Source organism: Streptomyces manipurensis (genome assembly GCF_049570255.1).
In the GTDB taxonomy this organism is placed as follows: Bacteria; Actinomycetota; Actinomycetes; order Streptomycetales; family Streptomycetaceae; genus Streptomyces; species Streptomyces manipurensis.
Genome location: NZ_CP186950.1, coordinates 6550843 through 6571805, shown reverse-complemented (window position 1 = coordinate 6571805; position 20963 = coordinate 6550843). Strand labels below are relative to the sequence as shown.

23 protein-coding genes and 1 pseudogene are annotated in these 20963 nt (G+C 74.0%); 13 read left to right on the top strand and 11 right to left on the bottom strand.

What is annotated here, in order from left to right; all coding sequences use genetic code 11:
• Positions 1–3 precede the first annotated feature (3 nt).
• The gene (locus tag ACPU2J_RS29840; RefSeq protein WP_423835025.1) at positions 4–1443 is read right to left on the bottom strand and encodes an aldehyde dehydrogenase family protein; all 1440 of its coding nucleotides are present in this window, start codon (positions 1441–1443) and stop codon (positions 4–6) included.
• 211 nt (positions 1444–1654) lie between these two features.
• Positions 1655–2854, bottom strand: coding sequence for a thiolase family protein (locus ACPU2J_RS29835; protein WP_420078821.1), 1200 nt, complete (start codon positions 2852–2854; stop codon positions 1655–1657).
• 252 nt (positions 2855–3106) lie between these two features.
• Between ACPU2J_RS29835 and ACPU2J_RS29830 the strand changes: the two genes are divergently transcribed.
• Positions 3107–4102 carry a lysostaphin resistance A-like protein gene (locus tag ACPU2J_RS29830; protein WP_423834408.1) on the top strand — a complete coding sequence of 332 codons (996 nt, stop codon included), beginning with the start codon at positions 3107–3109 and terminating at the stop codon, positions 4100–4102.
• A gap of 19 nt (positions 4103–4121) precedes the next feature.
• On the opposite strand, the gene ACPU2J_RS29825 is transcribed toward ACPU2J_RS29830, so the two are convergent.
• Together ACPU2J_RS29825 and ACPU2J_RS29820 are read right to left on the bottom strand one after the other, a co-directional pair.
• Positions 4122–4487 (bottom strand): ArsR/SmtB family transcription factor, encoded by a 366-nt coding sequence (locus ACPU2J_RS29825; RefSeq protein ID WP_361607729.1) that lies wholly within the window; start codon positions 4485–4487, stop codon positions 4122–4124.
• Positions 4488–4678: 191 nt separating this feature from the next.
• Positions 4679–5053, bottom strand: coding sequence for a hypothetical protein (locus ACPU2J_RS29820; RefSeq protein ID WP_361607717.1), 375 nt, complete (start codon positions 5051–5053; stop codon positions 4679–4681).
• An 804-nt stretch (positions 5054–5857) separates the two neighbouring features.
• Between ACPU2J_RS29820 and ACPU2J_RS29815 the strand changes: the two genes are divergently transcribed.
• From ACPU2J_RS29815 to ACPU2J_RS29800, 4 genes are all read left to right on the top strand, one after another.
• The gene (locus ACPU2J_RS29815; protein ID WP_361607714.1) at positions 5858–6370 is read left to right on the top strand and encodes an XRE family transcriptional regulator; all 513 of its coding nucleotides are present in this window, start codon (positions 5858–5860) and stop codon (positions 6368–6370) included.
• Positions 6371–6684: 314 nt separating this feature from the next.
• Positions 6685–7377, top strand: a complete 693-nt coding sequence (locus ACPU2J_RS29810; RefSeq protein ID WP_420078823.1) for a hypothetical protein — start codon at positions 6685–6687, stop codon at positions 7375–7377.
• Between the two features lies 1 nt (position 7378).
• Positions 7379–8548, top strand: coding sequence for an MAB_1171c family putative transporter (locus ACPU2J_RS29805; protein WP_423834407.1), 1170 nt, complete (start codon positions 7379–7381; stop codon positions 8546–8548).
• Positions 8545–9141, top strand: a complete 597-nt coding sequence (locus ACPU2J_RS29800) for a hypothetical protein (RefSeq protein WP_365071144.1) — start codon at positions 8545–8547, stop codon at positions 9139–9141. Before ACPU2J_RS29805 ends, ACPU2J_RS29800 begins: the two co-directional genes overlap by 4 nt.
• An 88-nt stretch (positions 9142–9229) precedes the next feature.
• Here ACPU2J_RS29800 and ACPU2J_RS29795 read toward each other — a convergent pair whose 3' ends face one another.
• Positions 9230–10435 carry a hypothetical protein gene (locus ACPU2J_RS29795; protein ID WP_423834406.1) on the bottom strand — a complete coding sequence of 402 codons (1206 nt, stop codon included), beginning with the start codon at positions 10433–10435 and terminating at the stop codon, positions 9230–9232.
• Between the two features lie 45 nt (positions 10436–10480).
• On the opposite strand from ACPU2J_RS29795, the pseudogene ACPU2J_RS29790 reads away from it, so the two are divergent.
• Positions 10481–10645: pseudogene (locus ACPU2J_RS29790) on the top strand (transposase); the annotation flags it as partial.
• Positions 10646–10837: 192 nt separating this feature from the next.
• On the opposite strand, the gene ACPU2J_RS29785 reads toward ACPU2J_RS29790, so the two are convergent.
• From ACPU2J_RS29785 to ACPU2J_RS29775, 3 genes are all read right to left on the bottom strand, one after another.
• On the bottom strand, positions 10838–11221 hold the full coding sequence (locus ACPU2J_RS29785) for a hypothetical protein (protein WP_389070959.1): 384 nt from the start codon (positions 11219–11221) through the stop codon (positions 10838–10840).
• 131 nt (positions 11222–11352) lie between these two features.
• Positions 11353–11664, bottom strand: coding sequence for a hypothetical protein (locus ACPU2J_RS29780; protein WP_423834405.1), 312 nt, complete (start codon positions 11662–11664; stop codon positions 11353–11355).
• Positions 11665–11828: 164 nt separating this feature from the next.
• Positions 11829–12443: a hypothetical protein gene (locus ACPU2J_RS29775; RefSeq protein ID WP_420078827.1), complete on the bottom strand. Its 615-nt coding sequence runs from the start codon at positions 12441–12443 to the stop codon at positions 11829–11831.
• 86 nt (positions 12444–12529) lie between these two features.
• On the opposite strand from ACPU2J_RS29775, the gene ACPU2J_RS29770 reads away from it, so the two are divergent.
• The 5 genes from ACPU2J_RS29770 (at position 12530) to ACPU2J_RS29750 (ending at position 16786) form a co-directional block, all read left to right on the top strand.
• Positions 12530–12901 carry a hypothetical protein gene (locus ACPU2J_RS29770; protein WP_420078828.1) on the top strand — a complete coding sequence of 124 codons (372 nt, stop codon included), beginning with the start codon at positions 12530–12532 and terminating at the stop codon, positions 12899–12901.
• A 76-nt stretch (positions 12902–12977) separates the two neighbouring features.
• Positions 12978–13904: an alpha/beta fold hydrolase gene (locus ACPU2J_RS29765; protein ID WP_423834404.1), complete on the top strand. Its 927-nt coding sequence runs from the start codon at positions 12978–12980 to the stop codon at positions 13902–13904.
• 65 nt (positions 13905–13969) lie between these two features.
• Entirely contained in the window at positions 13970–14923 is a 954-nt protein-coding gene (locus ACPU2J_RS29760) for an IS481 family transposase (protein WP_420079920.1), read from the top strand.
• Positions 14924–15133: 210 nt separating this feature from the next.
• Positions 15134–16018 (top strand): aldo/keto reductase, encoded by an 885-nt coding sequence (locus ACPU2J_RS29755; protein WP_423834403.1) that lies wholly within the window; start codon positions 15134–15136, stop codon positions 16016–16018.
• Between the two features lie 66 nt (positions 16019–16084).
• Entirely contained in the window at positions 16085–16786 is a 702-nt protein-coding gene (locus tag ACPU2J_RS29750; protein WP_423834402.1) for a helix-turn-helix domain-containing protein, read from the top strand.
• Positions 16787–16813: 27 nt separating this feature from the next.
• Here the strand turns inward: ACPU2J_RS29750 and ACPU2J_RS29745 are convergent, their stop codons facing one another.
• From ACPU2J_RS29745 to ACPU2J_RS29735, 3 genes are read right to left on the bottom strand one after another with little or no spacing between them, the layout of a single operon-like run.
• On the bottom strand, positions 16814–17155 hold the full coding sequence (locus ACPU2J_RS29745; protein WP_423834401.1) for an Asp23/Gls24 family envelope stress response protein: 342 nt from the start codon (positions 17153–17155) through the stop codon (positions 16814–16816).
• Complete coding sequence (locus tag ACPU2J_RS29740; RefSeq protein WP_423834400.1) at positions 17152–17796, bottom strand: Asp23/Gls24 family envelope stress response protein; 645 nt, start codon at positions 17794–17796, stop codon at positions 17152–17154. The genes ACPU2J_RS29745 and ACPU2J_RS29740 overlap by 4 nt, the downstream gene beginning before the upstream one ends.
• Entirely contained in the window at positions 17787–18368 is a 582-nt protein-coding gene (locus ACPU2J_RS29735) for an RNA polymerase sigma factor (protein ID WP_423834399.1), read from the bottom strand. Before ACPU2J_RS29735 ends, ACPU2J_RS29740 begins: the two co-directional genes overlap by 10 nt.
• A 196-nt stretch (positions 18369–18564) precedes the next feature.
• Between ACPU2J_RS29735 and ACPU2J_RS29730 the strand changes: the two genes are divergently transcribed.
• Both ACPU2J_RS29730 and ACPU2J_RS29725 read left to right on the top strand, forming a co-directional pair.
• The gene (locus ACPU2J_RS29730; RefSeq protein ID WP_423835024.1) at positions 18565–19026 is read left to right on the top strand and encodes an Asp23/Gls24 family envelope stress response protein; all 462 of its coding nucleotides are present in this window, start codon (positions 18565–18567) and stop codon (positions 19024–19026) included.
• Positions 19027–19463: 437 nt separating this feature from the next.
• A complete protein-coding gene (locus ACPU2J_RS29725) occupies positions 19464–20948 on the top strand; it encodes an aldehyde dehydrogenase family protein (RefSeq protein WP_423834398.1) in 1485 nt (494 codons plus the stop codon).
• Positions 20949–20963 lie beyond the last annotated feature (15 nt).

The window sequence follows — 20963 nt, the reverse complement described above, 5'->3', positions numbered from 1 at the left end:
GCCCTAGAAGGGGTGGGGGGCGGGGGTGCCGCGGACCGTGGTCCAGCGCAGTTCCGTGAAGGCGTCCAGGTTCGCCTCGCCGCCGAAGCGGGCTCCGGTTCCGGAGGCACCGACCCCGCCGAAGGGGGCCACCGCCTCGTCGCCGACCGTCTGGTCGTTGACGTGGGCGATCCCGGTCGGGATGCGTTCGGCGAGGTCGAGGCCGCGGCCGGCGTCGCCGGTGACGATCCCGAGGGAGAGTCCGTAGGGTCCGGCGGTGGCGAGCTCGACCGCCTCCTCCTCCGTGCGGAAGGACCGTACGGGCGCGACGGGCCCGAAGACCTCCTCGGCGTAGGCGGGGGTGTCGTCCGCGGTTCCCGCCAGTACGGTCGGGCGGTAGAAGAGGTCCCGGTGGGTGCCGCCGGCGACGAGCTTGGCGCCCGCCTCGGTGCTGGCCACCACCAGGGAGTGCACGCGGTCCAGCTGGGCGCGGTCGATCAGCGGGCCCAGGTGGACCTGCTCGCGGTACGGGTCCCCCACGGCCAGTTCCTCGGCGCGCGCGGCGAGGCGCTCGACGTACTCGTCGTAGAGCGAGGCGTGGACGAGGTGCCGGCCGGCGGTCATGCAGATCTGGCCCTGGTGGAAGAAGGAGCCCCAGGAGGCCTGGGCCACGGCGGCCTCGACGTCGGCGTCGCGCAGCACGACGAGGGCCGAGTTGCCGCCCAGCTCCAGGTGGGCGCGCTTGAGGTGACGGCCCGCCAGTTCGCCGACGGACCTGCCGGAGGCGGTGGAGCCGGTGAAGGACACCACCCGGACCAAGGGGTCGGTGACCACGGCGGCGCCGGTGTCGGCGCCGCCGGGCAGGACCTGGAGCAGGCCGGCGGGGAGTCCGGCGGCGGTGAGGACGGCAGCGATGGCGAGGCCGCCGCAGACGGCGGTGCGCCGGTCCGGCTTGAGCAGCACCGCGTTCCCGAGCGCGAGGGCCGGGGCGACCGAGCGGATCCCGAGGATCAGCGGGGCGTTGAACGGGGCCACGACCCCGACCACACCGGCCGGCACCCGGCGGGTGAAGGACAGCCGGGGGGCCTCGCTGGGCAGGACCTGCCCGGCCGGGCGCGAGGCCAGCGCGGCGGCCTCGTAGCACTCCTGGGCGGCGGTGTGCAGCTCGAAGTCGGCCTTGCCCGGTATGGAACCGGATTCGCGGACCAGCCAGGTGCGCAGCTCGTCGGCGTGGGCCGTGAAGAGGTCCCCGGCGCGCCGGAGGACGGCCGCCCGGGCGGTGTGCGGGGTGCGGGCCCAGTCGTGCTGCGCCGCCCGGGCGCGGACGGCGGCGTCGGCCACGTCGGCGGGGGCGGCGAGGGTCAGGGTGGCGAGGGCGCGTCCGGTGGCGGGTTCGACGACGGGGGCTTCACCGCCGGTGAGGGTGGGTCCGTCCTGCCAGAGCGTCGGGTCGAGGAGCGGCATGGCGCGGGGCCTCCGGGTGGGGATGGGCGGGTGCCGGACGAGGAGGGCGGCAGCACGCGCCATCGTGCCAGAAGGGAGGCGCCACTTCTGTTCAGTTATTGGGCAGTTGACGGTTCACCTTGACCGGAAACGATCGACGGGACCGCCTCCCGGCAGGCGCGGGCCGGCCCGGGGAACGGGTCGGCCCGCCGCTGCGAGGGAGCGCGCGGGCTCAGCGCTCCAGGACCAGGGCGATGCCCTGGCCGACGCCGATGCAGAGCGCCGCCATGCCCGTGCCGGAGCCCGCCGCGGCCAGCTGGTGGGCGACGGACCCGGCCAGCCGGGCTCCCGAGGCACCGAGCGGGTGGCCGATCGCGATGGCACCGCCGCGCGGGTTGACGACGGCCGGGTCCAGCTCCGGCCAGGCCGCCAGGCAGCCCAGCGCCTGGGCCGCGAAGGCCTCGTTGAGCTCCATGACGGCGAGGTCGCCGAAGCCCCGCCCGGCCTTGCCGAGGGCGCGCTGCACGGCGTCGACCGGGCCGAGACCGAAGAGCTGGGGCTCGATCCCGGTGACGGCCGCGGCGCCGATCCGGGCCAGCGGCTCCCGGCCCGTGGCGGCCAGGCCCTCCTCGTCGGTGAGCAGCAGGGCGGCGGCGCCGTCGTTGAGCGGGGAGGCGTTCCCGGCCGTGACCGTGCCCCGGCCGTCGGTGCGGAAGGCGGGCTTCAGCCGGGCCAGCGCCTCGGGCGTGGAGCCCTCCCGGATGCATTCGTCGCGCGCCAGGTCCGCCCCGGCGTACGGGACCACCTCGTCGTCGTAGAGCCCGGCGGCCCAGGCGGCCGCGGCCTTGCGGTGGCTCCCGAGGGCGAAGGCGTCCTGGGCCTCGCGGGTGACGGCGTACTTGTCGGCGACCAGCTCGGCGCCCTCGCCGAGGGAGACGGTCCATTCGGCGGGCATCCGCGGGTTCGTCATCCGCCAGCCCAGCGTGGTCGACCACATCTGCTGGTGCCCGGCGGGGAAGGCCCTCTCCGGCTTCTGCACCACCCAGGGCGCGCGGCTCATCGACTCGACGCCGCCGGCGATGGCCACGGAGGCGTCACCGAGGGCGATGGCCCGGGCCGCCTGGATCACGGCCTCCAGTCCGGATCCGCAGAGCCGGTTGACGGTGACCCCGGGGACGCTCACCGGCAGCCCCGCCAGCAGCACCGCCATCCGGGCCACGTCGCGGTTGTCCTCGCCCGCGCCGTTGGCGTCGCCGAAGACGACGTCGTCGATGCGGGCCGGGTCCAGGTCGGGCGTACGGTCCACCAGGGCGCGGACCACGTGTGCGGCGAGGTCGTCCGGGCGGGCTCCGGCGAGGGCACCGCCGAACTTGCCGATCGGGGTGCGGACGGCGTCGACCACGTAGACGTCGCGGACGGTGCGGATGCTCATGGGGGCTCTCCTGGGCGGATCCGTACGGGCGGCGGCGCGGCGGTGCCGGTGTGGGCACCGGGGCACGCCGCCGGGCACGCCCGGTGGGGCGCGCCCGCAGTCTCCGTCCGCAGGTCACCGCGTGTCAACGGGCCCCTTGGGGCGCACGGCGGCCCCGGCCGGACGGGGCGGCACGGGGGCGGTGCCGGAACGGGCACCGGCACCCCGTGAGCGGATTGTCCGGTTCCCGGTGGCATGACGAATGCTGGGGCCATGACGAGTGAGACGACGGCTCCCGACGCCCCGCCTTCGCCCCCGGCCGCCGCGGTCCCGCCGGGGCCCCCGGCGTACCACCGGATGGCCCGTGCGGCGGGGCGGCACGACTGGTGGCGGCCGCTGGCCGGTACCGGCCTGGTGGTCGCGGGGGTGTTCGCGCTCATGCTGGGGGTGTTCATCGCGTCGGAGGTGGCGGGCCACCTCGTGGGCCGGCCGCTGGGCGCCGACGGCGTGGTCTCCTGGGGCACCCACGCCGACCTGGCCCTGTCGCTGGCGTCCATAGCCGTGGCGCTCCCCGTCGTCCTGCTGGCCGCCCACGCCGTGCAGGGCCGTCCGGCGGGCACGGTGTCGTCGGTCGAGGGCCGGCTGCGGTGGCGCCGGCTGGCCGTGTGCCTGGGGCTGGCCCTGCCCCTGGTCCTGCTGACGATGGCGGTCCTGGCACTGCTGCCTGCCGCGCCGGGGGAGGACGGCTCGACGCAGTGGGCGGGGACGCGGGCGTTCCTCACGGGGCTCGCCGTGCTGTGCGTCCTGGTGCCCTTCCAGGCCGCGGCCGAGGAGTACGTCTTCCGGGGGTGGCTGCTGCAGGCGGTGGGGGCCTGGTGCCGCTCGCCGTGGGTGGCGGTCGCACCGCAGGCGGTCCTGTTCGCGGCGGCCCACGGGTGGGGCACGGTGTGGGGTTTCGCCGACCTGGTCGTGTTCGGTGCGGTGACGGGCTGGTTGACCGTCCGTACGGGCGGGCTGGAGGCGGCGATCGCCCTGCACGTCCTCAACAACCTGGTCTCGATGGGCATCGCGGCCGCGATCGCGGGCGCCCTCGACGCGCAGGAGACCGCCGCCGACATGCACGGGGCGGCCGTGGCCGTGGACGTCCCGCTGGTGCTGCTCTACGCGGCGGCGGTGCTGTGGGTGACGCGGCGCCGTGAGCGCCTGCGGCCTGACTGCCCGCGCCGTGAGCGCCTGCGCCGGGCCGCCGGCCCGGCGGGCGGGGCCTGAGCCCCGGGCGCCCACCGGGTCAGCGGCCGGTGCCTCTCCCGGCGCCCTCTCTCTGCGGGTCCACCTGGCGCAGCTCGGCGAGGAGTTCGGTCTGGCCCGCCAGGAGCTCGGTCAGGATGCGGCGGGCCGCGCGCAGGAGTTCGGCCACGTCCCCGCCGGCGAGGGCGTAGCTGACGGTCGCTCCGTCGCGGATGGAGATGACGATGCCGGAGCGGCGCAGGACGGCCAGCTGCTGGGACAGGTTCGACGCTTCGACGTCGATGGCAGCCAGGAGGTCGCGTACGGGCACGGGACCGCTCTGCAGGAGTTCCAGGACACGGATGCGGACTGGGTGTCCGAGCATGCGGAAGAACTCGGCTTTTGCCTGGTAGAGGGGTACCTGCATTCCCATGGGTGCTCCTGCTGTTGCGTCAGACCTCGGCCGGGGCCGCGCGGGCTCGCGGCCCGCCGGCCGGCCACCGGTACCCATCATTCGTGCGGACCGGCCCACGCACACCCGTGTATTACCGGTTTCAGACTTGCCGGATTGAAGATTTCTTCAATTAGTGGGCATGCGTGGGCACGGAAGAATCCGGGTCAGAGGTCCAGGTTGGCTTCGATGCGCTTGAGTTGGTGCCGGGCCATGGCCAGGTTGGACTTGGCCTTGTCGAGTACGACGTACAGGAACAGCCCGTCGTTCCCACGGCGCTTGAGCAGCCGGATCAGGTGGTACTGGCCGCCGAGCGTGATCAGGACGTCCTCGATCTCGTCCTTGAGGCCGAGCATCTCCATGGTCCGGACCTTCGCCCGGATCACGTCGGTGTTGCCCGCCGCGGCCACCGTCAGATCGAGGTCCTTGCCCCCGCCGATGGTCCCCAGCGCCATGCCGCTGGTGTAGTCCACGAGCGCGGCTCCCATCGCCCCCTCGATCGACGTGATCGTCTCCTTCAACGACACCTCTACGTTCGCCACGGCGTCCGCTCCCTTGTTTCTACGGTCCACGTCCGGCGCTCACGTCCCACCCGCACCGGATCACTTGTGAGCTTCACGCTACCGAGCGTGCGCGACAGCGTGAGGAGAACGATGTAATGAGCGGAATGTCCGTCCGGCGACCGCATGTCCTCGGCCACGTACGGCGGCGGGCGGCGGCGGACGGCCGCGGGCGACAGGTGGCGGACGGCGAACATCTCTGCCGGGGGCGGGAGATGCACGCGGGGCAGCGTGGTGGAGGGTGAAGTACCGGGCGGCGGCGGGCACTTCGCGCGTCGTGCGCGCGCGGGCGGCAGCACAGCCGCTCGTCCCGTGGACTGAGGACCCCCGCGCCTCAGCCCACGGGCGAGACGGTCCGGCTCACGACGAGCCGCGCCCCGACAAGGAGGCGTTCCGCCGCCCGGGGGGACGCGAATCCCCCCGAACAGCGGTTCTACCGAGGAGGCCCGACGCCGCGAGGACACCGGCCCCCCTCCCCCGTTTCCACCTGGCCCACCAGCCACGGCACCCAGCTGGCTAGACGCGGAGCGTCCGGCCTTCGGGTACCGAGCCATCTAGTGGGCTAGATGGCTGAATGAACATACGTCACCCCACATACGGCCTGTCAAGCGTCAGGGCAGGCGCGGCCCGACGGCGTGGCATGAGTCACTTTTCCCGGGTGCCCGCTAGCGGGGTAGACGTACTTTGCTGGACCGTATGGCGACGTCCGTCTAGTGCGGTAGATAATGAGAACGGTGGTTCAGCGGTGGACCAGGGATCCAGCAGTAGACGGGAGCAGTGACGGTGATGGGTGAGGGAACCCCCACCGGCCGGCGGGACACCATGGGTGACCGCCTCGGCTTCTTGATCGAGACGATCCACCCGGCGGGCCGCGGACCGTACTCCTACCAGGAGATCGCCGAGGGCACGCGGCAACTGCCCGGCCCCTCCGTCTCGCACGGCACGGTCCAGACCATCCGCCTGAACAACAACCCGAACCCGGGTATCGACTCGATCCGCGCGATCGCCAACTTCTTCGGCGTCACGGTCGGCTACCTCGCGGACGGCGAAAACGCCGAGGCGATCGAGCAGCGGATCGAGGAGCGCATCGCACGGCTCCGCGAGGAGATGGACAAGGCCGCGGCGGCCGACGAGTTCGCCCAGGTCCTGGAGGACGAGGAGGTCAAGGCCGCCGCCTTCCGCCTCAGCGGCCTGTCCGCCGGGTCCATGAAGTCCGTCACCGGCCTGATCAAGCAACTCCGCAAGGCCGAGGGCCTCCCGGACGTCCGCCCCCGACGCCGCCGCCGCAAGGAGCCGTAGAACAGGCCCCCGGGGCCGCCCCGAGAGCGGGCCCCGCGGCGGGGGTGAACCGCGGCCGCCCCTCGTTCCCGGCCGCCGGCTCCCGGCCGCATCGACGTGGCGGGACGCCCCCGGGCGGACCGCCGCTCGCGGGATGGCTGGGATCCGGCCATGCGACCCGCGTCAACGGCGGTGTTTCGGTCGGTCGAATCGCCCTCCTTCGGCTGCCCGAGGTGCTTCCGGATACCCTCGGGACGGTCAGGAGTACGAATGGGGCGGACGGAGTGGAGGGTTGCGCTTCACGCCGGAGAGAGCCGACGGGCGGGGAGGGCGACATGCGGTGGTGGAAGCGCGCTGACGCGGACTGCGCCGCCATTGCCGACCGCCTGGTCATCCCCCAGCCCTTCGACCTGGAGGCCTTCTGCGAGGGCATCGCCGAGCAGCGCGGCCGCCCCCTGATCCTGCTGCCCCTCGACGGACCGCCCGACCCGGCCCTGCCGTGCGGGATCTGGATCGGCCTGGAGGTCGCCGACCTGGTCTTCTACGACGCGGTGGCCGCCGAGATCCTCAAGGTGCAGATCGTGCTGCACGAGATCTCCCACATGCTCCTCGGCCACGTCGCCCCCGAACTCGACATCCCGGAACGCCCCTCGGAGCAGGAGATCGCCCGCGCCTCCGAGCACTTCCAGCGCCTGCTGACCCGTACCCAGACGGCCGTGTCCGGCCTCGACCGGCCCGACCTGCCCGTGGCCGCGATCATCCGTGCCGAGGCGGCCCGCATCAGGAGCGTGGCCCGGCGGTCCGAGGCGATCGACGAGGAACTCGGCCTCGACATCGACCGCCTGGCGCAGCTCATGGGGCGGAGCAAGTTCGCCAGCCCGCAGGAGCGCCAGGCGGAGACGCTGGCCACGCTCATCCACGAGCGGGCCGGCCGTTACACCACGCAGTCGACCTCCGGCGAGGCCGAGGACCGACTCGCACGTCTCCATGACGCCCTCGGGCACCCCGTTCGAAACACCTGGTCGTGAAGTGAAACAACTCGAAATCGCCGTCCTGGTCATGCTCTGGACGGTGACGCTCTGGCGGGTCCCGTCAGCGGTCCGGACCGTCAAGCAACGGGCGCTGTGGATGGCGTTCGCCGCCCTGACCCTGTCCATGACGCTGCGCCTGCCCGGAGTGATGCTCCGCCTGGACGACTGGGCCGGGGTGAACAACCTGTCCACCCTCGTCAAACACTGGCTGGGAATGATCGCGGCCGGCGCCGTCGTCGACTTCGTGGTCGCCATCGCCCGCCCCGAGACCGGCCGCCGGCTGCGGGTCCGCCACTACGTCGCGCTGACGGCGATGACGGTCATGGCGGTGCTGTTCGCCTTCTTCGTCCCCCGCCCGCAGGAGGTGACCGACTTCTTCGAGCACAACGCGGGCAACGGGTGGGCGACCGCCTACTACCTCGTCTTCGTGGTCTACCTCGGCATCGCCATGGCGACCGCCACCTGGCTCTTCTGGGACAGCGCCCGGTACGCGAGCGCCCTGTGGCTGCGCACGGGCGTACGCCTCATGGGCATCGGCACCGCCGTCGGCGTCCTCTACACCCTGGTCCGCGCCTCGTACATGACGAGCCGCCTCGTGGGCCTCACCGACAGCGGCAGCGACATGACCGTCGACAACGCCACCGACGCCCTCAAGTACATGGCGATCGGCTTCATCCTCGTCGGCAGCAGCATCCCCGCGTTCGGCGTGGCCTGGCGCACCGTCCAGGACGGCCGCCTGCACCGGGAGTTGCAGCCCCTCTGGCAGGACCTGACCGCCGTCACCCCCGACATCGTCCTGCGGGCCGGACTGCTGCGCAGCCCGCGGCTGCGCCTGTACCGGCGCGTGATCGAGATCCGCGACGCCGCCCTCGCCCTCGACCCGTACGCGGCACCCGGCGTGCGCGAGCGGGCGCAGGCCGCCGCGCTGCGGGCCGGCTTCGACCCGGCGACCAGCCCGGCCGCCGAAGCGCTCTGGCTGCGCGCCGCCCGGGAGGCGAAGGCCGGTGGCGCGTCCCCGTCCGGCAGCGCGCAGGAGCAGGGCACCGACGGGATCGACGACCTGGACTTCACCACCGAGGTCGAACGGCTCGTCCGGCTCGGCCGGATCTACCACTCTCCCGTGGCCGACGAGTTCCTCGTCACCGCCGGCAAGGAGGCAGCAGCGTGACCGGCACGATCACCCGCCCCGAGGAGTCACGGGCCGCACGCCTGGTCACCGACCAGCTCGATCCCAAGACCTGGATCATTGCCGACACCGTCCTCGTCGGATGGCACACCGGCGGTGTGAGCGGGATCGGCTGGGGCCTGCTCGGCTGCCTGTTCGCCGCGGTGCTCCCGCTCGCCTTCATCAAGTACGGCATCCGCCGCGGCCGCTGGACCGACCGGCACGTCGGGCCCAAGCGGCAGCGCCTGGTCGTGATGGGCTTCGTCAGCGCGTCCGTCACCACCGGCATCCTGCTGCTGTGGACCCTCGGCGCCCCGCGGGCGGTGCTCGCCCTGATCGCGGCGATGCTGGTCACCATGGCGGCCCTGCTCGCCGTGACCCCGGTCTGGAAGATCAGTGTCCACGCGGCAGTCTCCTCGGGCAGCGTCGCGATGCTCGCCATGGCGTACGGGCCCTGGGTGCTCGCCGCCTACCTGCTCGTCGCCGCCGTCGGCTGGTCCCGGGTGGCGCTGAGGGACCACACACCGGCCCAGGTCCTCGCCGGTACGGCCGTGGGCGCAGCGGTGGCGTCGGCCACGTTCGGCCTGATCCGCTGAGGGCTCCTGGTGCAACCGGTGCACGGATGGCGGAGCACCCCGGTCCATGCCACCGGGGCGCGCCGCGCACGCCCCGGACGGCCGTGTGTCAGCTCGGGCGCTCGTAGTTGGTCAGGACGCAGCCCTCGACCTGGGCCTTCTCCGCCCGGTAGCCGGCCGGCGCGGTGAAACCGGTCTCGCAGTTCAGGTACAGGAACTGGAGCTGGTACAGCCCGCGTCGGACGTTCACGTTGTTGGTCTCCACGGCGATGTTCGTGCCGACCAGCAGCTTGCTGGCAGTGGCCTTGAGGCGCCCGTCGTCCTTCAGATCGGCCAGCTGCGCCACCTTGGCCTTGGTCTGGAGGGTCTTCATGTCGGAGACGATGTCCAGCCAGTTCAGGTTGTGCGCGCGCTGCTCCCCTCCGAGCTGGCCGCAGACCGCTCGCTGCTTGACGCCCCAGGCGCTCGGAGGGCCGTCGACGACCGGCATGTAGTCGATCGACTGCACCTGCTCGTCGGTGACCGTCATGCTCGTGCAGTCGACCGTGTGCGGGCTGACGAGATTCTTCAGCTCGGCGATGCTGCCGGCGCTCGGCAGGCCCGGGCTGCCGGTGAACGGCCGGACCGGCTTCGCGGCTCCCTCGGTGGAGGGGTCGCGGACCGCCCCGCGGTGGGGGCTGCCCTGGCCGTCGGGGCTGTTGACATAGTCGGTCAGGAAGCAACCCTCGACCAGGGCCTTCTCCTTCTTGAACCCCTCCGGGACGAAGACGTCGGGGTTGCAGCTCAGGATGCGCAGGTCGGAGTTGGGCGGGTCGACCAGGGACACGGCGGTGGCGGTCTCGAGCGCGGTCAGGGCGAAGGTCTTGCCCACGACGGTGCGGCTGGCGAGGTCGGTGTCGACCCGGCCCTCGGCGAGCAGCTTCGCGGTGTTGTCCTTGGCAGCCTGCTGGAAGGCCTTCATGTCCGGGGTCAGGAAGAGGACGATCTCGCCCCGCGCCTTCTTGTCCGTGCAGACGCCGCGCTCCGTGATGCCCCAGTCCCCGGCAGCGATGAAGCCGCTCAGCGGCACCCGGCTGTCGTTCGGGTCGGTGCCGAGGTTCTCGCAGGACGTGTACTGCTGTACGTGGGCCTGCGCCCCGGCCAGCGTGGCGGGTGCGGCGCCGGCGACCGTGGGGGAGGCGGGGACGGCGCCCGCAGCACTCACGGAAGGGCTCGCGGCGGGCGCGCCCGGCTTGGGGGAGTCCTCGCAGGCGGTGGCAAGGGTGGTGAGCGCGGCGAGGGCCGCGGTCGCGGCGGATATCCGCTGGAGGCGCATGGGTGTCTTCCGTCGGCTGGACATGGCACGGGGGATGGCGTGCCCATGCTAAGGCCACCTGTCCAAAATTTGATCTTGTGGCAGGCCGGGGTGAGTCGACGGAAGCGGCCGTGGCGTGATCACCGGCAGGTGCTCAACGGTGTGCTGTGGCGATTGCAGACCGGTGCTCGGTCGCGTGACCTCACGGAGCGGTATGGGCCGTGGCGGACCGTCTGTGCTGGACCGTGTTCCCGTCCGCGACGACAAGGGGGCTGAGCACGCTGGCTGCCCACGCACCTGCTACGACCCCTGCGGTCACAACACCAGGACGCGTCGTCGCAGATGTTGACGGATCGTCACGGACCGGTCGGGGTCGGTTCGGGCCGGGTCCCGCCGGTACGGTGCCGTCGCCGTCCGCGCCCGTCAGAAGCGGCCGCCCCGGGCGGGGCCGCCCGCGGCGCGGCGGGCCGCTCTGCGCAGCAGTCTGCGCGCGACCCGGAGGGTTCCGGGGCGTGGTGCCGCCCGGCCGGCGGTGATCGGGGGGACGCGCGGCACGGGGTGGCGGACCCCGCCCGCCTCCATCTCGCAGCGGAACTCCCCGCCCGCCCCCGCCAGGGTGACCCGCAGCGGGCACGGCGGGTCTCCGGGGAGCTCGGCGTCCAGGACGGTCGTGCCGGCGCGGGACAGACGGCCGCGGGCCACGACCCGCCCGTCCACCAGGACCTCGGCGGGCCGCGACGCGCCGTCCAGCCGGACGGTGACGGAGTGGCCGTCCCGGTCCAGGTGGAAACGGCTGTGATCGGCCATGCCTCCAGCGTACGACCGTACGAGCGGCGCGGCGCGGGCCGCACGTACGGGAGCGGCGGCCCTCCCGAGGCCGCGGGTCCGCGGCCTCGGGAGGGCCGCCGCCGGGTGTCCCCTGCTGCGGGTGCTACAGGCTACTGGGCGAGGAAGCCGCCGACCGCACCCTGCATCAGCTCCTCGTCGCTCAGGATCTGGGTCCCCGGCAGGGACGCCAGGCCGATGTCACCGGCCGGCGCGGCGCCGTTGTGGGAGCCGACCGTGTTGTCGCGGCCCGCGTTGAAGACGTCGTCCTCGGCGGTCTGGCTCAGGTCACCGAAGACGAAGGAGTACGTGTTGCTGATCGGTGCGGAGACCGTGAAGTCGTCGTCGGCCGAGGCGGCGGACGCGCCCGCCAGGAGGATTCCACCGGCGGCGAGGGCGGTCAGGGCGCAACGGATCGAGCGCATGGGTGCTGCCTTTCGTGGGGGCTGTGGGAGCAGTGCGAAGGTAGGCCCGATCGCGGCGTGAGACCACGCACCCGCCGCCGTGCGGCACGAATCCATCCGTACGGCGCAGCCGCCCGGTTGCCGCTCCGCACCCCGGTTCTGCACCCGGTGCCGGGGCGCCCGGGTCAGGGCTCCAGGCGGTACGGGCCGCCCCGGAAGCAGCTGCTGCGGTACGGCCGGGGGCGGTCGTCGCGGTCGTGGGCGGCGTCGGAGCGCTCCGCCGGGGACGAGCGCCCGGCCGGCGCACGCAGGGTCTCCAGTCCGGCCAGGACGGCGGCGCGGTTGTCGGCCCTCTTCATCCAGGCCGGCAGCCGCGCGAACATGGCCCGGGTCGGCCGGTGACCGCCCCGCTCCCGCAGCCGGGCGCCGACGTTCGCGGCCAGCGCGTCGACGTGCTCCTCGTCGTAGGCCCAGAGGATTCGTCCGGCGCAGCGGGTCTGGAGCCACAACGGCTGCCGGAAGAACGGGGCCGTGGTGCCGCCGGGGGTCGTGCCGAGCAGCCGCGCTCCGTCGGCCCGGGCCTCCCACGCGGCGGTGGCGGCGCACGCCCCGCAGGTCAGCCTGCGCGGCCGGAAGGCGTACTCGGTGTAGTACCTCAGGGCGGGCAGGCCGGGAAGCGGCGCCACGACGGCTCGTCCGCCGCACCGGGGGCACACCACCAGGATCCGGCCCGCGTACCGCTCCAGCGGTGCTCCGTGGTCGCCGTGACGGGCGGCTCCCGCGTCCTGCTCGGCATCCATGCCGGGAAGTCTCGCAGAACCCGCCCGGCCGTCGTGGGCCCGGCCGTCGTACGGTGGCGGCCGCGGCACGCACGACGGAGGACCCCATGGCAGCACACCCCACGCCCCGGGCGCAGCGGCGGCGGGTGTCCGCCGGCTGGGCCGCCACGCTCGCGTTCGACTTCCTGGCCACCACCGCGGCGGCCCTCGGCCTGTGCCTGGTCGGCCTCCTGCTGCCGCGGATCGCGGAGGAGCCCGGCCCGGCCGCCGGGCCCTCCTCCCCCGCCGCGCTCGCCCTCTTCGCCGGTGCCCTGGTCCTGCTCGCGTCCCTCGCCCTGACCACGGGGATGGTCACCCGGGGACCGGCCGGCCGGCCGCGCGCCTTCGCGCTGCGTCTCGCGGCGGTACGGCTCGCCCTGCTGACGCTCGCCGCGGCAGCCCTCGTGGCGTACGGCGTCCTCACCGTCGAAGGGGTCTGATCGCGCCCGCCCGGCGCGGCGAGGACGTACCGTGGCGCGGTCCGGGAACACCGACCCGCTCAGCCGGAGGCAGGCCGTGTGTTCCGTCCACGTCAACGGTGTCGACATCGTCACCGAGGGGTTCGGCGACCCGGCCGCTCCCACCGTGCTGCTGATCGGCGGCGCGGAGGCGTCGATGGAGTGGTGGGACGAGGAGTTCGCGCGGCGCCTCGCCGCGACCGGCCACCACGTCATCCGCTTCGACACCCGCGACACCGGCGGCTCGACGACCTTCCCGGTCGGCGAACCCCCGTACACGCAGGACGACCTGCTCGCCGACGTGCTGGGGATCCTCGACGCCCATGCCCTGCCCGCCGCCCACGTCGTCGGCATGTCGATGGGCGGCGGACTCGCGCAGCGCCTTGCGGTCCTGCATCCGGGCCGGGTGCTGACGCTCACCCTGATGTGCACCACTCCGGGCGGCCCCGACGGGAGCGGGCAGACCGCCCTGCCCCCGATGAGCGAGGCCCTGGAACGGGCCTTCGCCGAACCCGCCACGGCCCCGGACTGGAGCGACCGGCAGGCCGTCTTCGACTACTTCCTCTCCGCCGAGCGCCTGTTCGCCGGGACACTCCCGCTCGACGAGGAGCGCCTGCGCCGCACCGCGGGCCGTGCCTTCGACCGCAGCCCCGTCCCGGCCGCCGCCGGCAACCACTGGCTGATCGGGGGAGGCGGGTCCGTCCGTGACCGCCTGCGGGAGATCACCGCCCCCACGCTCGTCCTGCACGGCACCGCGGACCCGCTCTTCCCCTTCGGCCACGCCGAGGCCCTCGCCCGGGAGATCCCCGGCGCCGTCCTCGTCCCGTTGCCGGGCATGGGCCACAGGATGCCCCGCGCCCCACCTGGGACACCGTGGTCGCGGCGCTCGCGGAGCACACGGCCCGCCGCCCGGTCCGCGGGGCCTAGGTGTTCTGTCCAGGGAGGTTGTGGCCGGGTGATGCAGGTCTCGGCTGAGGGATCTTGAATGGGTGAGGGCCTTCCGGGTTCGGTGTGGATTGCGACGTCTACACCAACCGGCAGAAGGCCCTCATGCCCCACCGTAATGCACCCCTGACCGAGACCGGACGACTGCGCCTGGCCCGCTGCGTGGTCGAAGACGGCTGGCCGCTGCGACGCGCGGCCGACCGGTTCCAGGTCTCGCCCACCACTGCCCAGCGGTGGGCCGCCCGCTACCGGACCCTGGGCGAGGCCGGCATGTACGACCGGTCCTCCCGCCCGCACCACAGCCCGCGCCGCACCCTGACCCGCACCGAACGCCGGATCATCAAGGTCCGCGTCCTGCGCCGGTGGGGACCCGCCCGCATCGCCCACCTGCTCGGCCTGGTGCCCTCCACCGTGCACCGAGTGCTGACCCGGTTCGGCCTGGCCCGCCTGTCTCACCTGGACCGGGCCACCGGCCGGCCCATACGACGCTACGAACGCGACAAGCCCGGCGAACTCGTCCACGTCGACATCAAGAAGCTCGGCAACATCCCCGACGGCGGCGGTCACAAGGCCCTCGGCCGACAGGCCGGCCGCAAGACCAGGTCCGGCACGGGCTACAGCTACATCCACACCGCCGTCGACGACCACTCCCGCCTCGCTTACAGCGAGATCCACACCGACGAGAAGAAGGAGACCGCCACCGCGTTCTGGGCCCGGGCACAGGCCTACTTCACCAGCGTCGGGATCACCGTCGAACGCGTCCTGACGGACAACGGCGCCTGCTACAAGTCCCACGCCTGGCGCGACACCCTGGCGGCGGCCGGGATCACCCACAAACGAACCCGGCCCTACCGGCCCCAGACCAACGGCAAAGTCGAACGCCTCAACCGCACCCTGCTCGACGAATGGGCCTACGCCCGCCCCTACCAGTCAGAGCAGGAACGACGTGACGCGTTCCCCGGCTGGCTGCACTCCTACAATCACCACCGCGGACACACCGCGCTCGCAGGCAAACCACCCGCCAGCCGCGTCCCCAACCTCACAGGGCAATACACCTAGGCGGTCCCGGCCGTCGGCAGTTCTCCTTCACACCCGTTCAGCAAGCGGGCACTTCTGCCGGTGACGGCGTCTGCCGAGGATGTCGGCATGCACTCGACAGCAACCTCCACCGGCACGACCACAGCCACCGTCACCAGGTCCACCACGCCCGCTCCGCCCACCGTCGCGGCCCTCGACGCGCGCCACGCGCACGGCAACTGAGGAGCCGTCATGCAATACCGGACCCTCGCGGGCACCACCGTGAGCGCCATCGGACTCGGCGCCATGCCCCTGTCCATCGAGCACCGCCCAGACGAGGCACGGGCCGTCGCGACCGTCCACGCCGCCCTCGACGCGGGTGTCACCCTCATCGACACCGCCGACAGCTACCACTGGCACGCCGGCGAAGTCGGCCACAACGAGCGCCTGATCGCCCGCGCCCTGGCCGCCCGTGGCGGCGACACCTCCGACGTCCTGGTCGCCACGAAGGGCGGCCGGGGCCGGCCCGGCGACGGCAGTTGGACCGTGGACGGCCGCCCGTCCCACCTCAGGCGGGCGGCCCAGGACTCCGCCCGGCGGCTGGGCGTCGACGCCATCGGCCTCTACCAGCTCCACAAGCCCGATCCGGCGGTGCCCTGGGCGGACTCCGTCGGTGCCCTGCGCGAGCTGCTCGACGTCGGGACCATCCGTGCCGCGGGGATCTCCAACGTCACCGTGGCGCAGATCCGCGAAGCGCGGGCGATCCTCGGCACGGGACTCGTCTCCGTGCAGAACCGCTACTCCCCCGCCGTCCGCGACAGCGAGCCCGAGCTGCGGCTGAGCGCGGCGCTCGGACTGGCCTTCCTGCCCTGGAGCCCGCTGGGCGGGATCTCCCGCAGCTCCCTCGACGGCCCTTCCGGTCCGACGTCCGCCGGTACCGCCTTCCACCGGATCGCCGCCGGACACGGCGTCAGCCCGCAGCGGGTGGCGCTGGCATGGCTGCTGGCGCGCTCCCCGGCGGTGATCCCGGTGCCGGGCGCGGGCCGGCCGGCGTCCATCAGCGATTCGGCCGGGGCCGTCGACCTCGTGCTGAGCGCCGGGGAACTGGCGGAGCTGGACGCGACCCCGCCGGCATGAGGGGCCGGACGGGTGAAGAGTCGGGTGCGGGCATCACGGGTATGCAGTGCGGATTGTCAGACCTGTATGACAACAGCGCATCAGATCTTCCCCCGTCAGGGCTCCCCCGCCAGGAAGCGGTCGTCCGGACTCCGTCCCTGGGAGCTGCCGGAGCCGTCCGCACGGCGTCGGCTGCGCGAGCAGTGGGGCCTGACGACCCAGCAGGTGGCCGCCGCCTTCGGGGTGACCCCGGCGACCGTGCGTTCCTGGGAACGCGGGCGGTCCACGCCGCGCGGTGAACGGCGCGAGGCCTACCGGCGCTTCCTCGCGGGGCTCGCCCAGCAGGGCACCACCGGCAGCGCACTGCCTCGCGGCGCCGCGGGAGCCGCCGGGCCACCGGCCGCGGACGATGGCCGACGGCACCTGCCCGCGGCCACTCCCGCATCCTCGGCGTCCGGGGCGGGCGGGGCTACCCCCGCCACCCCGGCTACCCCCGCCACCCCGGCTGCCCCGGCTGCCGCGACCGCCCCAGCCGCCGTGACACCGTCGGCGGCCGCCGCCGCCGTCGCGCCGTCCGCGGCCGCCCCGGCCTCCGGTCCTGCCGGTCCTGCCGGGCCCGGGCCTGCCGCGAAGTCCTCCCCGTCGGGACCCGGGCGGGGTGCGGCCCCGCGCCGGTCCGCCGACCCGCTGTCGCCCGAACGCCTGCTGCGGCTGCGCCTGCTGGGCGCCGCGGCCTGCCTGGTGTCGCTGCTGTGGTGGCTGGTGCTGACCTGCCCTCCGGCTCCATGACGGACGACCGCACCGGACCGGGCCGGCTCAGACGACTCCGGTGACGGTGACCCGTACCGCCGCCGGTGGTGCGGCGGCCGCGCGGGCCGCCTCCGCCCGTACGGCGCGTGCCACGTCCAGCGCGCGGTGCCGGGCCCGTACGACGATCTCGACCCGGATCCCGGTCGCCGTCCCGTCCGGGGCGAGGGTCACGCGTACCGCCGACCGTTCCGGTTCAGGTGCCCGGCCGCCGGTGCGTCCGCCGGCCGGGCCCGGGACGGCGGCCCGCAGCAGGCTGCGCAGCCCCGGGCGCAGGCAGGCGACGCCGGGGACGTCGAGCACGGCCCGGGCCACGGCCCCGGTGGCGGTGTCCGCCCGTGCGGTGGTCATCTCCGGGCCTCCCCGCGGTCGTCCGGCGCGTCGTGCAGGTCGGTGACGGTGACGTGGACGGCGGCGACGGCCAGGCCCAGCCGCTCGTCCGCGGCGCGCACGGTGCGGTCCCGGACGGCGCCGGACGTGGCCCGCAGGTCGCACCCGTACGCGGCGGTGACCTCGATGTGGACGGTGACGGGTCCGCGCCCGGGGCCGACGCGCCCGTCGGGCGGGGCGATGCGGCAGCTGCCGGCGCGGACCCCCGGGACGTCCTCGGCCGCCGTGCGCAGGGCGCGGGCGGCGACGGCCTCGTGGATCCAGGTGTCCTCGTCCGCGTCGCCCAACGGCAGGCTGCGTCCGGGACGCAGCTCCAGCCGGACCGCGTCCATGACCCGCCGGGCGAGGGCGTCGGTGTCCCCCGGGCCGTCGGGCGGCGGTCCGGCCGCCAGGGCCGCGGTGCGCAGGTGGTGCAGGTCCGCGAGCGCGTCCCGGCAGTGGGGGCAGGAGTCGGTGTGCGGGTCGGGACCCCGGCCGGGGTCCTCCCACAGTGCGGCCAGGTCCCGGCCGCAGGCGAGGAGCACGGGCTCCTCGGCGTCGGACGGGCCGCGGGGTCCCGGTGCGCCGTACGGGCCGGGTGGGTGCGGGGTGTTCATCGCCATGCCGCCATGGCCTCCGTGAGTACGCGCCGGGCCCTGAAGACACGGGCGCGGACGGCTTCCGGGCTGATCCGGACCGTCTCGGCGATCGATTCGTAGGGCCGTCCCTCCAGCTCCCGCAGCACCCAGCAGACCCGCTGCTCCGCCGACAGGGCGCGCATCGCGGCGCGGAGGTCCCGGGCCGCCGCCTGTGATTCGGCGGCGCGCACGGGCGAGGACTGGTGGTCGGGGGCGGCCGGTTCGGGGACCGTGTCGAGGTCCGCGGAGGCCCGGCGGGCGCGCAGCAGGTTCAGGCACCGGTTGGTGACGATGCGGTGCAGCCAGGTCGCGAACCCCGCCTCGCGGCGGAAGTCCGGCAGGGCGCGCCAGGCGCTGACGAAGGAGTCCTGGACGGCGTCCTCGGCCTCGGCCCGGGTGCCGAGGAGGCGTTGGGCGAGTTGGAGCATGGCCGGTGTGTGACGGTGTACGAGCACCTCGAAGGCCTCCTCGTCTCCTTCTGCCGCCCGGACGGCCAGCAGCTCGTCGCCGGCTTCGACCACGGGCCCCGTCCCCACGGGGTCCCATCGAGCGCTCACGGGCGGGCTCCTTTCACCTTCTGCACCTTCGACACCTCCGCGCGGCGTTCGTTACGGGCACCGGATCCGTACTGTTGTGTGCCCCTTTCGCGAAAGAAGTCCGTAACGGATTCACCGCAGGGGTGTCGAAGGGAGCGAAGGACGACGACGAGCCGAGCAGGGAGCAGCTTTGATCGCGACGCGGGAGACGGATGCGGTGCGGCACGAGCAGACCGACGGGACCGACCCGGTGCGGGCGCCGGGCCGCGGCCTGGTGGACGAACCGGCGGGTACGCGGGGCAGGACCTCCATCGCGGACGTGGTGGTCGTGAAGGTCGCGGGGATGGCGGCGCGGGAGATCCCCGGCGTCCACGACATGGGCGGCGGGCTGTCGCGGACCCTGGGCGCCGTCCGCGACCGCGTGCCCGGCGGGCGGCCCAACGTCGGGCGCGGAGTGAAGGCCGAGGTGGGCGAGCGCCAGACCGCGATCGACGTGGAGCTGGTGGTGGAGTACGGCGTGCCGGTGCCCGACGTCGCCCGCGACGTCCGGGAGAACGTGATCGGCGCGGTCGAGCGGATCACGGGCCTCGAGGTGGTCGAGGTGAACGTGGCCGTCACGGACGTCCGGCTGCCGGGCGACGAGGACGCGTACGAGGCCGCCGGGACGCGGGTGACCTGACGCCCGCCCCGTTCGCCCCTCGGTCGCACCCGGGCGGGACCGGGGGCGGACGGGGGGCGGACGGGGGCTCCGGCGCGCGGGCACCGTCCCCTCCGGTTTCACCTAATCGGGTGCGGAGCGCGCCCTCGACTTCGGCGACGGCAACCCGCTCGTCCAGGTCGAGTACGAACGGGCCCGGTGAGCGCCGCGTCACAGCACGGCGGGTGACGGCGCCGCTGCCGCGCGTTCCTCCCCCGCCCCCGGCCGTGTCCACAGGGCCCCGCACCGCATGCCGGTGCGGGGCCCCGTGCGTGCGGTCGCGGGCGTGGCCGGGGACGTGACTCCCGCCACTTCTCGTGGCGGATGGGACATGAGTGTCCGGGCAGAGGGCAGGCGCGGCGTTCGTCAGGTCACCGCGGGTCCGCCGTGGTGGCGGAACTCCGGAGGTACAGAGCGTCGTGTCGGAGCAGAAGACCATCCACACAGCTGGCGAATGGCGGTCGGCGGACTCGGGAGCGTCCAGGGAGATCCTGGACCCCGCGGACGCCACCGTCCTCGCCGTCGTCGCCGAGGGCGGCACCGCCGACACCGACGCGGCCGTCAGTGCCGCCCGGGCCGCGTTCGACAGCGGACCCTGGCCGCGCACGCCCGTCGCGGAGCGCGCGGCCCTGCTGCGCCGCACCGCCGACCTGCTCCAGCGCGACCGCGAGCGCATCGGCCTGCTGGAGAGCAGGGACGCGGGCAAGACCCACGAAGAGGGCCGGGTCGACGTGGACTGCGTCGCCGACGCCTTCCGCTACTTCGCCGACCTCGTCACCGCCGAGGGGGCGGGCCGTGTCGTCGACGCCGGCTCCCCCGACGTGCACAGCGTGGTCGTCCACGAGCCGGTCGGTGTGTGCGCCCTGATCACCCCGTGGAACTACCCGCTGCTCCAGGCCAGCTGGAAGGTGGCCCCGGCCCTGGCCGCCGGCAACACCTTCGTGATCAAGCCGAGTGAGCTGACCCCGCTGAGCACAGTCGTGCTGATCGAGCTGCTGGTGGAGGCGGGCCTGCCGGCCGGCGTCGCCAATCTGGTCACCGGCGCCGGCGACCCGGTCGGCGCCCGCCTCGCCGAGCACCCCGACGTCGACCTGGTCTCCTTCACCGGCGGCCTGGTCAGCGGTACGAAGGTCATGCGCGCGGCCGCCGACAGCGTCAAGAAGGTCGCCCTCGAACTGGGCGGCAAGAACCCGAACGTGATCTTCGCCGACGCCTGCGCCACCGCCCAGGGCTTCGACACCGCCGTCGACCAGGCCCTGAACGCGGCCTTCATGCACAGCGGGCAGGTCTGCTCGGCCGGTTCCCGGCTGATCGTCGAGGAGTCACTGCGCGAGCGCTTCGTCGCCGAACTCGCCCACCGCGCCGAGCGGATCCGGCTCGGCCGGGGCACCGACCCCGGTGTCGAGTGCGGTCCCATGGTCTCCGCCGCGCAGCGCGAGCGCACCGAGAGCTACGTCGCCTCCGCACTGTCGGAGGGCGCCGTCCTGCGGGCCGGCGGCGAACGCCCCGACGGACCGGGCTTCTTCTACCGGCCCACCGTGCTCGACCGCTGCCACCGCGGGATGCGCGTGGTCCGCGAGGAGGTCTTCGGCCCGGTGCTGACGGTGGAGACCTTCCGCACCGAGGAAGAGGCCGTGGAACTGGCCAACGACACGGAGTACGGACTCGCCGGCGGCGTCTGGACGTCCGACCAGGGCCGCGCCCGGCGCGTGGCCGGCCGGCTGCGGCACGGCACCGTCTGGATCAACGACTTCCACCCCTACCTGCCGCAGGCCGAGTGGGGCGGGTTCGGCAAGTCGGGAACGGGCCGCGAGCTGGGCCCGTCCGGGCTGGCCGAGTACCGCGAGACCAAGCACGTGTACCAGAACCTCGCTCCGCGCCCCGTGCGCTGGTTCGCGGGCTGAGCAGGAGGAGAGCCA

What these genes read in the sequence shown, in the direction of transcription:
- ACPU2J_RS29810 (WP_420078823.1), top strand. Translation starts at nt 6,685, where the DNA reads ATGCGGTGGTGGAAGCGCGCTGACGCGGACTGCGCCGCCATTGCCGAC.
- ACPU2J_RS29785 (WP_389070959.1), bottom strand. Translation starts at nt 11,221, where the DNA reads ATGGCCGATCACAGCCGTTTCCACCTGGACCGGGACGGCCACTCCGTC.
- ACPU2J_RS29840 (WP_423835025.1), bottom strand. Translation starts at nt 1,443, where the DNA reads ATGCCGCTCCTCGACCCGACGCTCTGGCAGGACGGACCCACCCTCACC.
- ACPU2J_RS29795 (WP_423834406.1), bottom strand. Translation starts at nt 10,435, where the DNA reads ATGCGCCTCCAGCGGATATCCGCCGCGACCGCGGCCCTCGCCGCGCTC.
- ACPU2J_RS29835 (WP_420078821.1), bottom strand. Translation starts at nt 2,854, where the DNA reads ATGAGCATCCGCACCGTCCGCGACGTCTACGTGGTCGACGCCGTCCGC.
- ACPU2J_RS29830 (WP_423834408.1), top strand. Translation starts at nt 3,107, where the DNA reads ATGACGAGTGAGACGACGGCTCCCGACGCCCCGCCTTCGCCCCCGGCC.
- ACPU2J_RS29745 (WP_423834401.1), bottom strand. Translation starts at nt 17,155, where the DNA reads ATGACCACCGCACGGGCGGACACCGCCACCGGGGCCGTGGCCCGGGCC.
- ACPU2J_RS29775 (WP_420078827.1), bottom strand. Translation starts at nt 12,443, where the DNA reads ATGGATGCCGAGCAGGACGCGGGAGCCGCCCGTCACGGCGACCACGGA.
- ACPU2J_RS29740 (WP_423834400.1), bottom strand. Translation starts at nt 17,796, where the DNA reads ATGGCGATGAACACCCCGCACCCACCCGGCCCGTACGGCGCACCGGGA.
- ACPU2J_RS29770 (WP_420078828.1), top strand. Translation starts at nt 12,530, where the DNA reads ATGGCAGCACACCCCACGCCCCGGGCGCAGCGGCGGCGGGTGTCCGCC.
- ACPU2J_RS29760 (WP_420079920.1), top strand. Translation starts at nt 13,970, where the DNA reads ATGCCCCACCGTAATGCACCCCTGACCGAGACCGGACGACTGCGCCTG.
- ACPU2J_RS29755 (WP_423834403.1), top strand. Translation starts at nt 15,134, where the DNA reads ATGCAATACCGGACCCTCGCGGGCACCACCGTGAGCGCCATCGGACTC.
- ACPU2J_RS29750 (WP_423834402.1), top strand. Translation starts at nt 16,085, where the DNA reads ATGACAACAGCGCATCAGATCTTCCCCCGTCAGGGCTCCCCCGCCAGG.
- ACPU2J_RS29825 (WP_361607729.1), bottom strand. Translation starts at nt 4,487, where the DNA reads ATGCAGGTACCCCTCTACCAGGCAAAAGCCGAGTTCTTCCGCATGCTC.
- ACPU2J_RS29780 (WP_423834405.1), bottom strand. Translation starts at nt 11,664, where the DNA reads ATGCGCTCGATCCGTTGCGCCCTGACCGCCCTCGCCGCCGGTGGAATC.
- ACPU2J_RS29815 (WP_361607714.1), top strand. Translation starts at nt 5,858, where the DNA reads ATGGGTGAGGGAACCCCCACCGGCCGGCGGGACACCATGGGTGACCGC.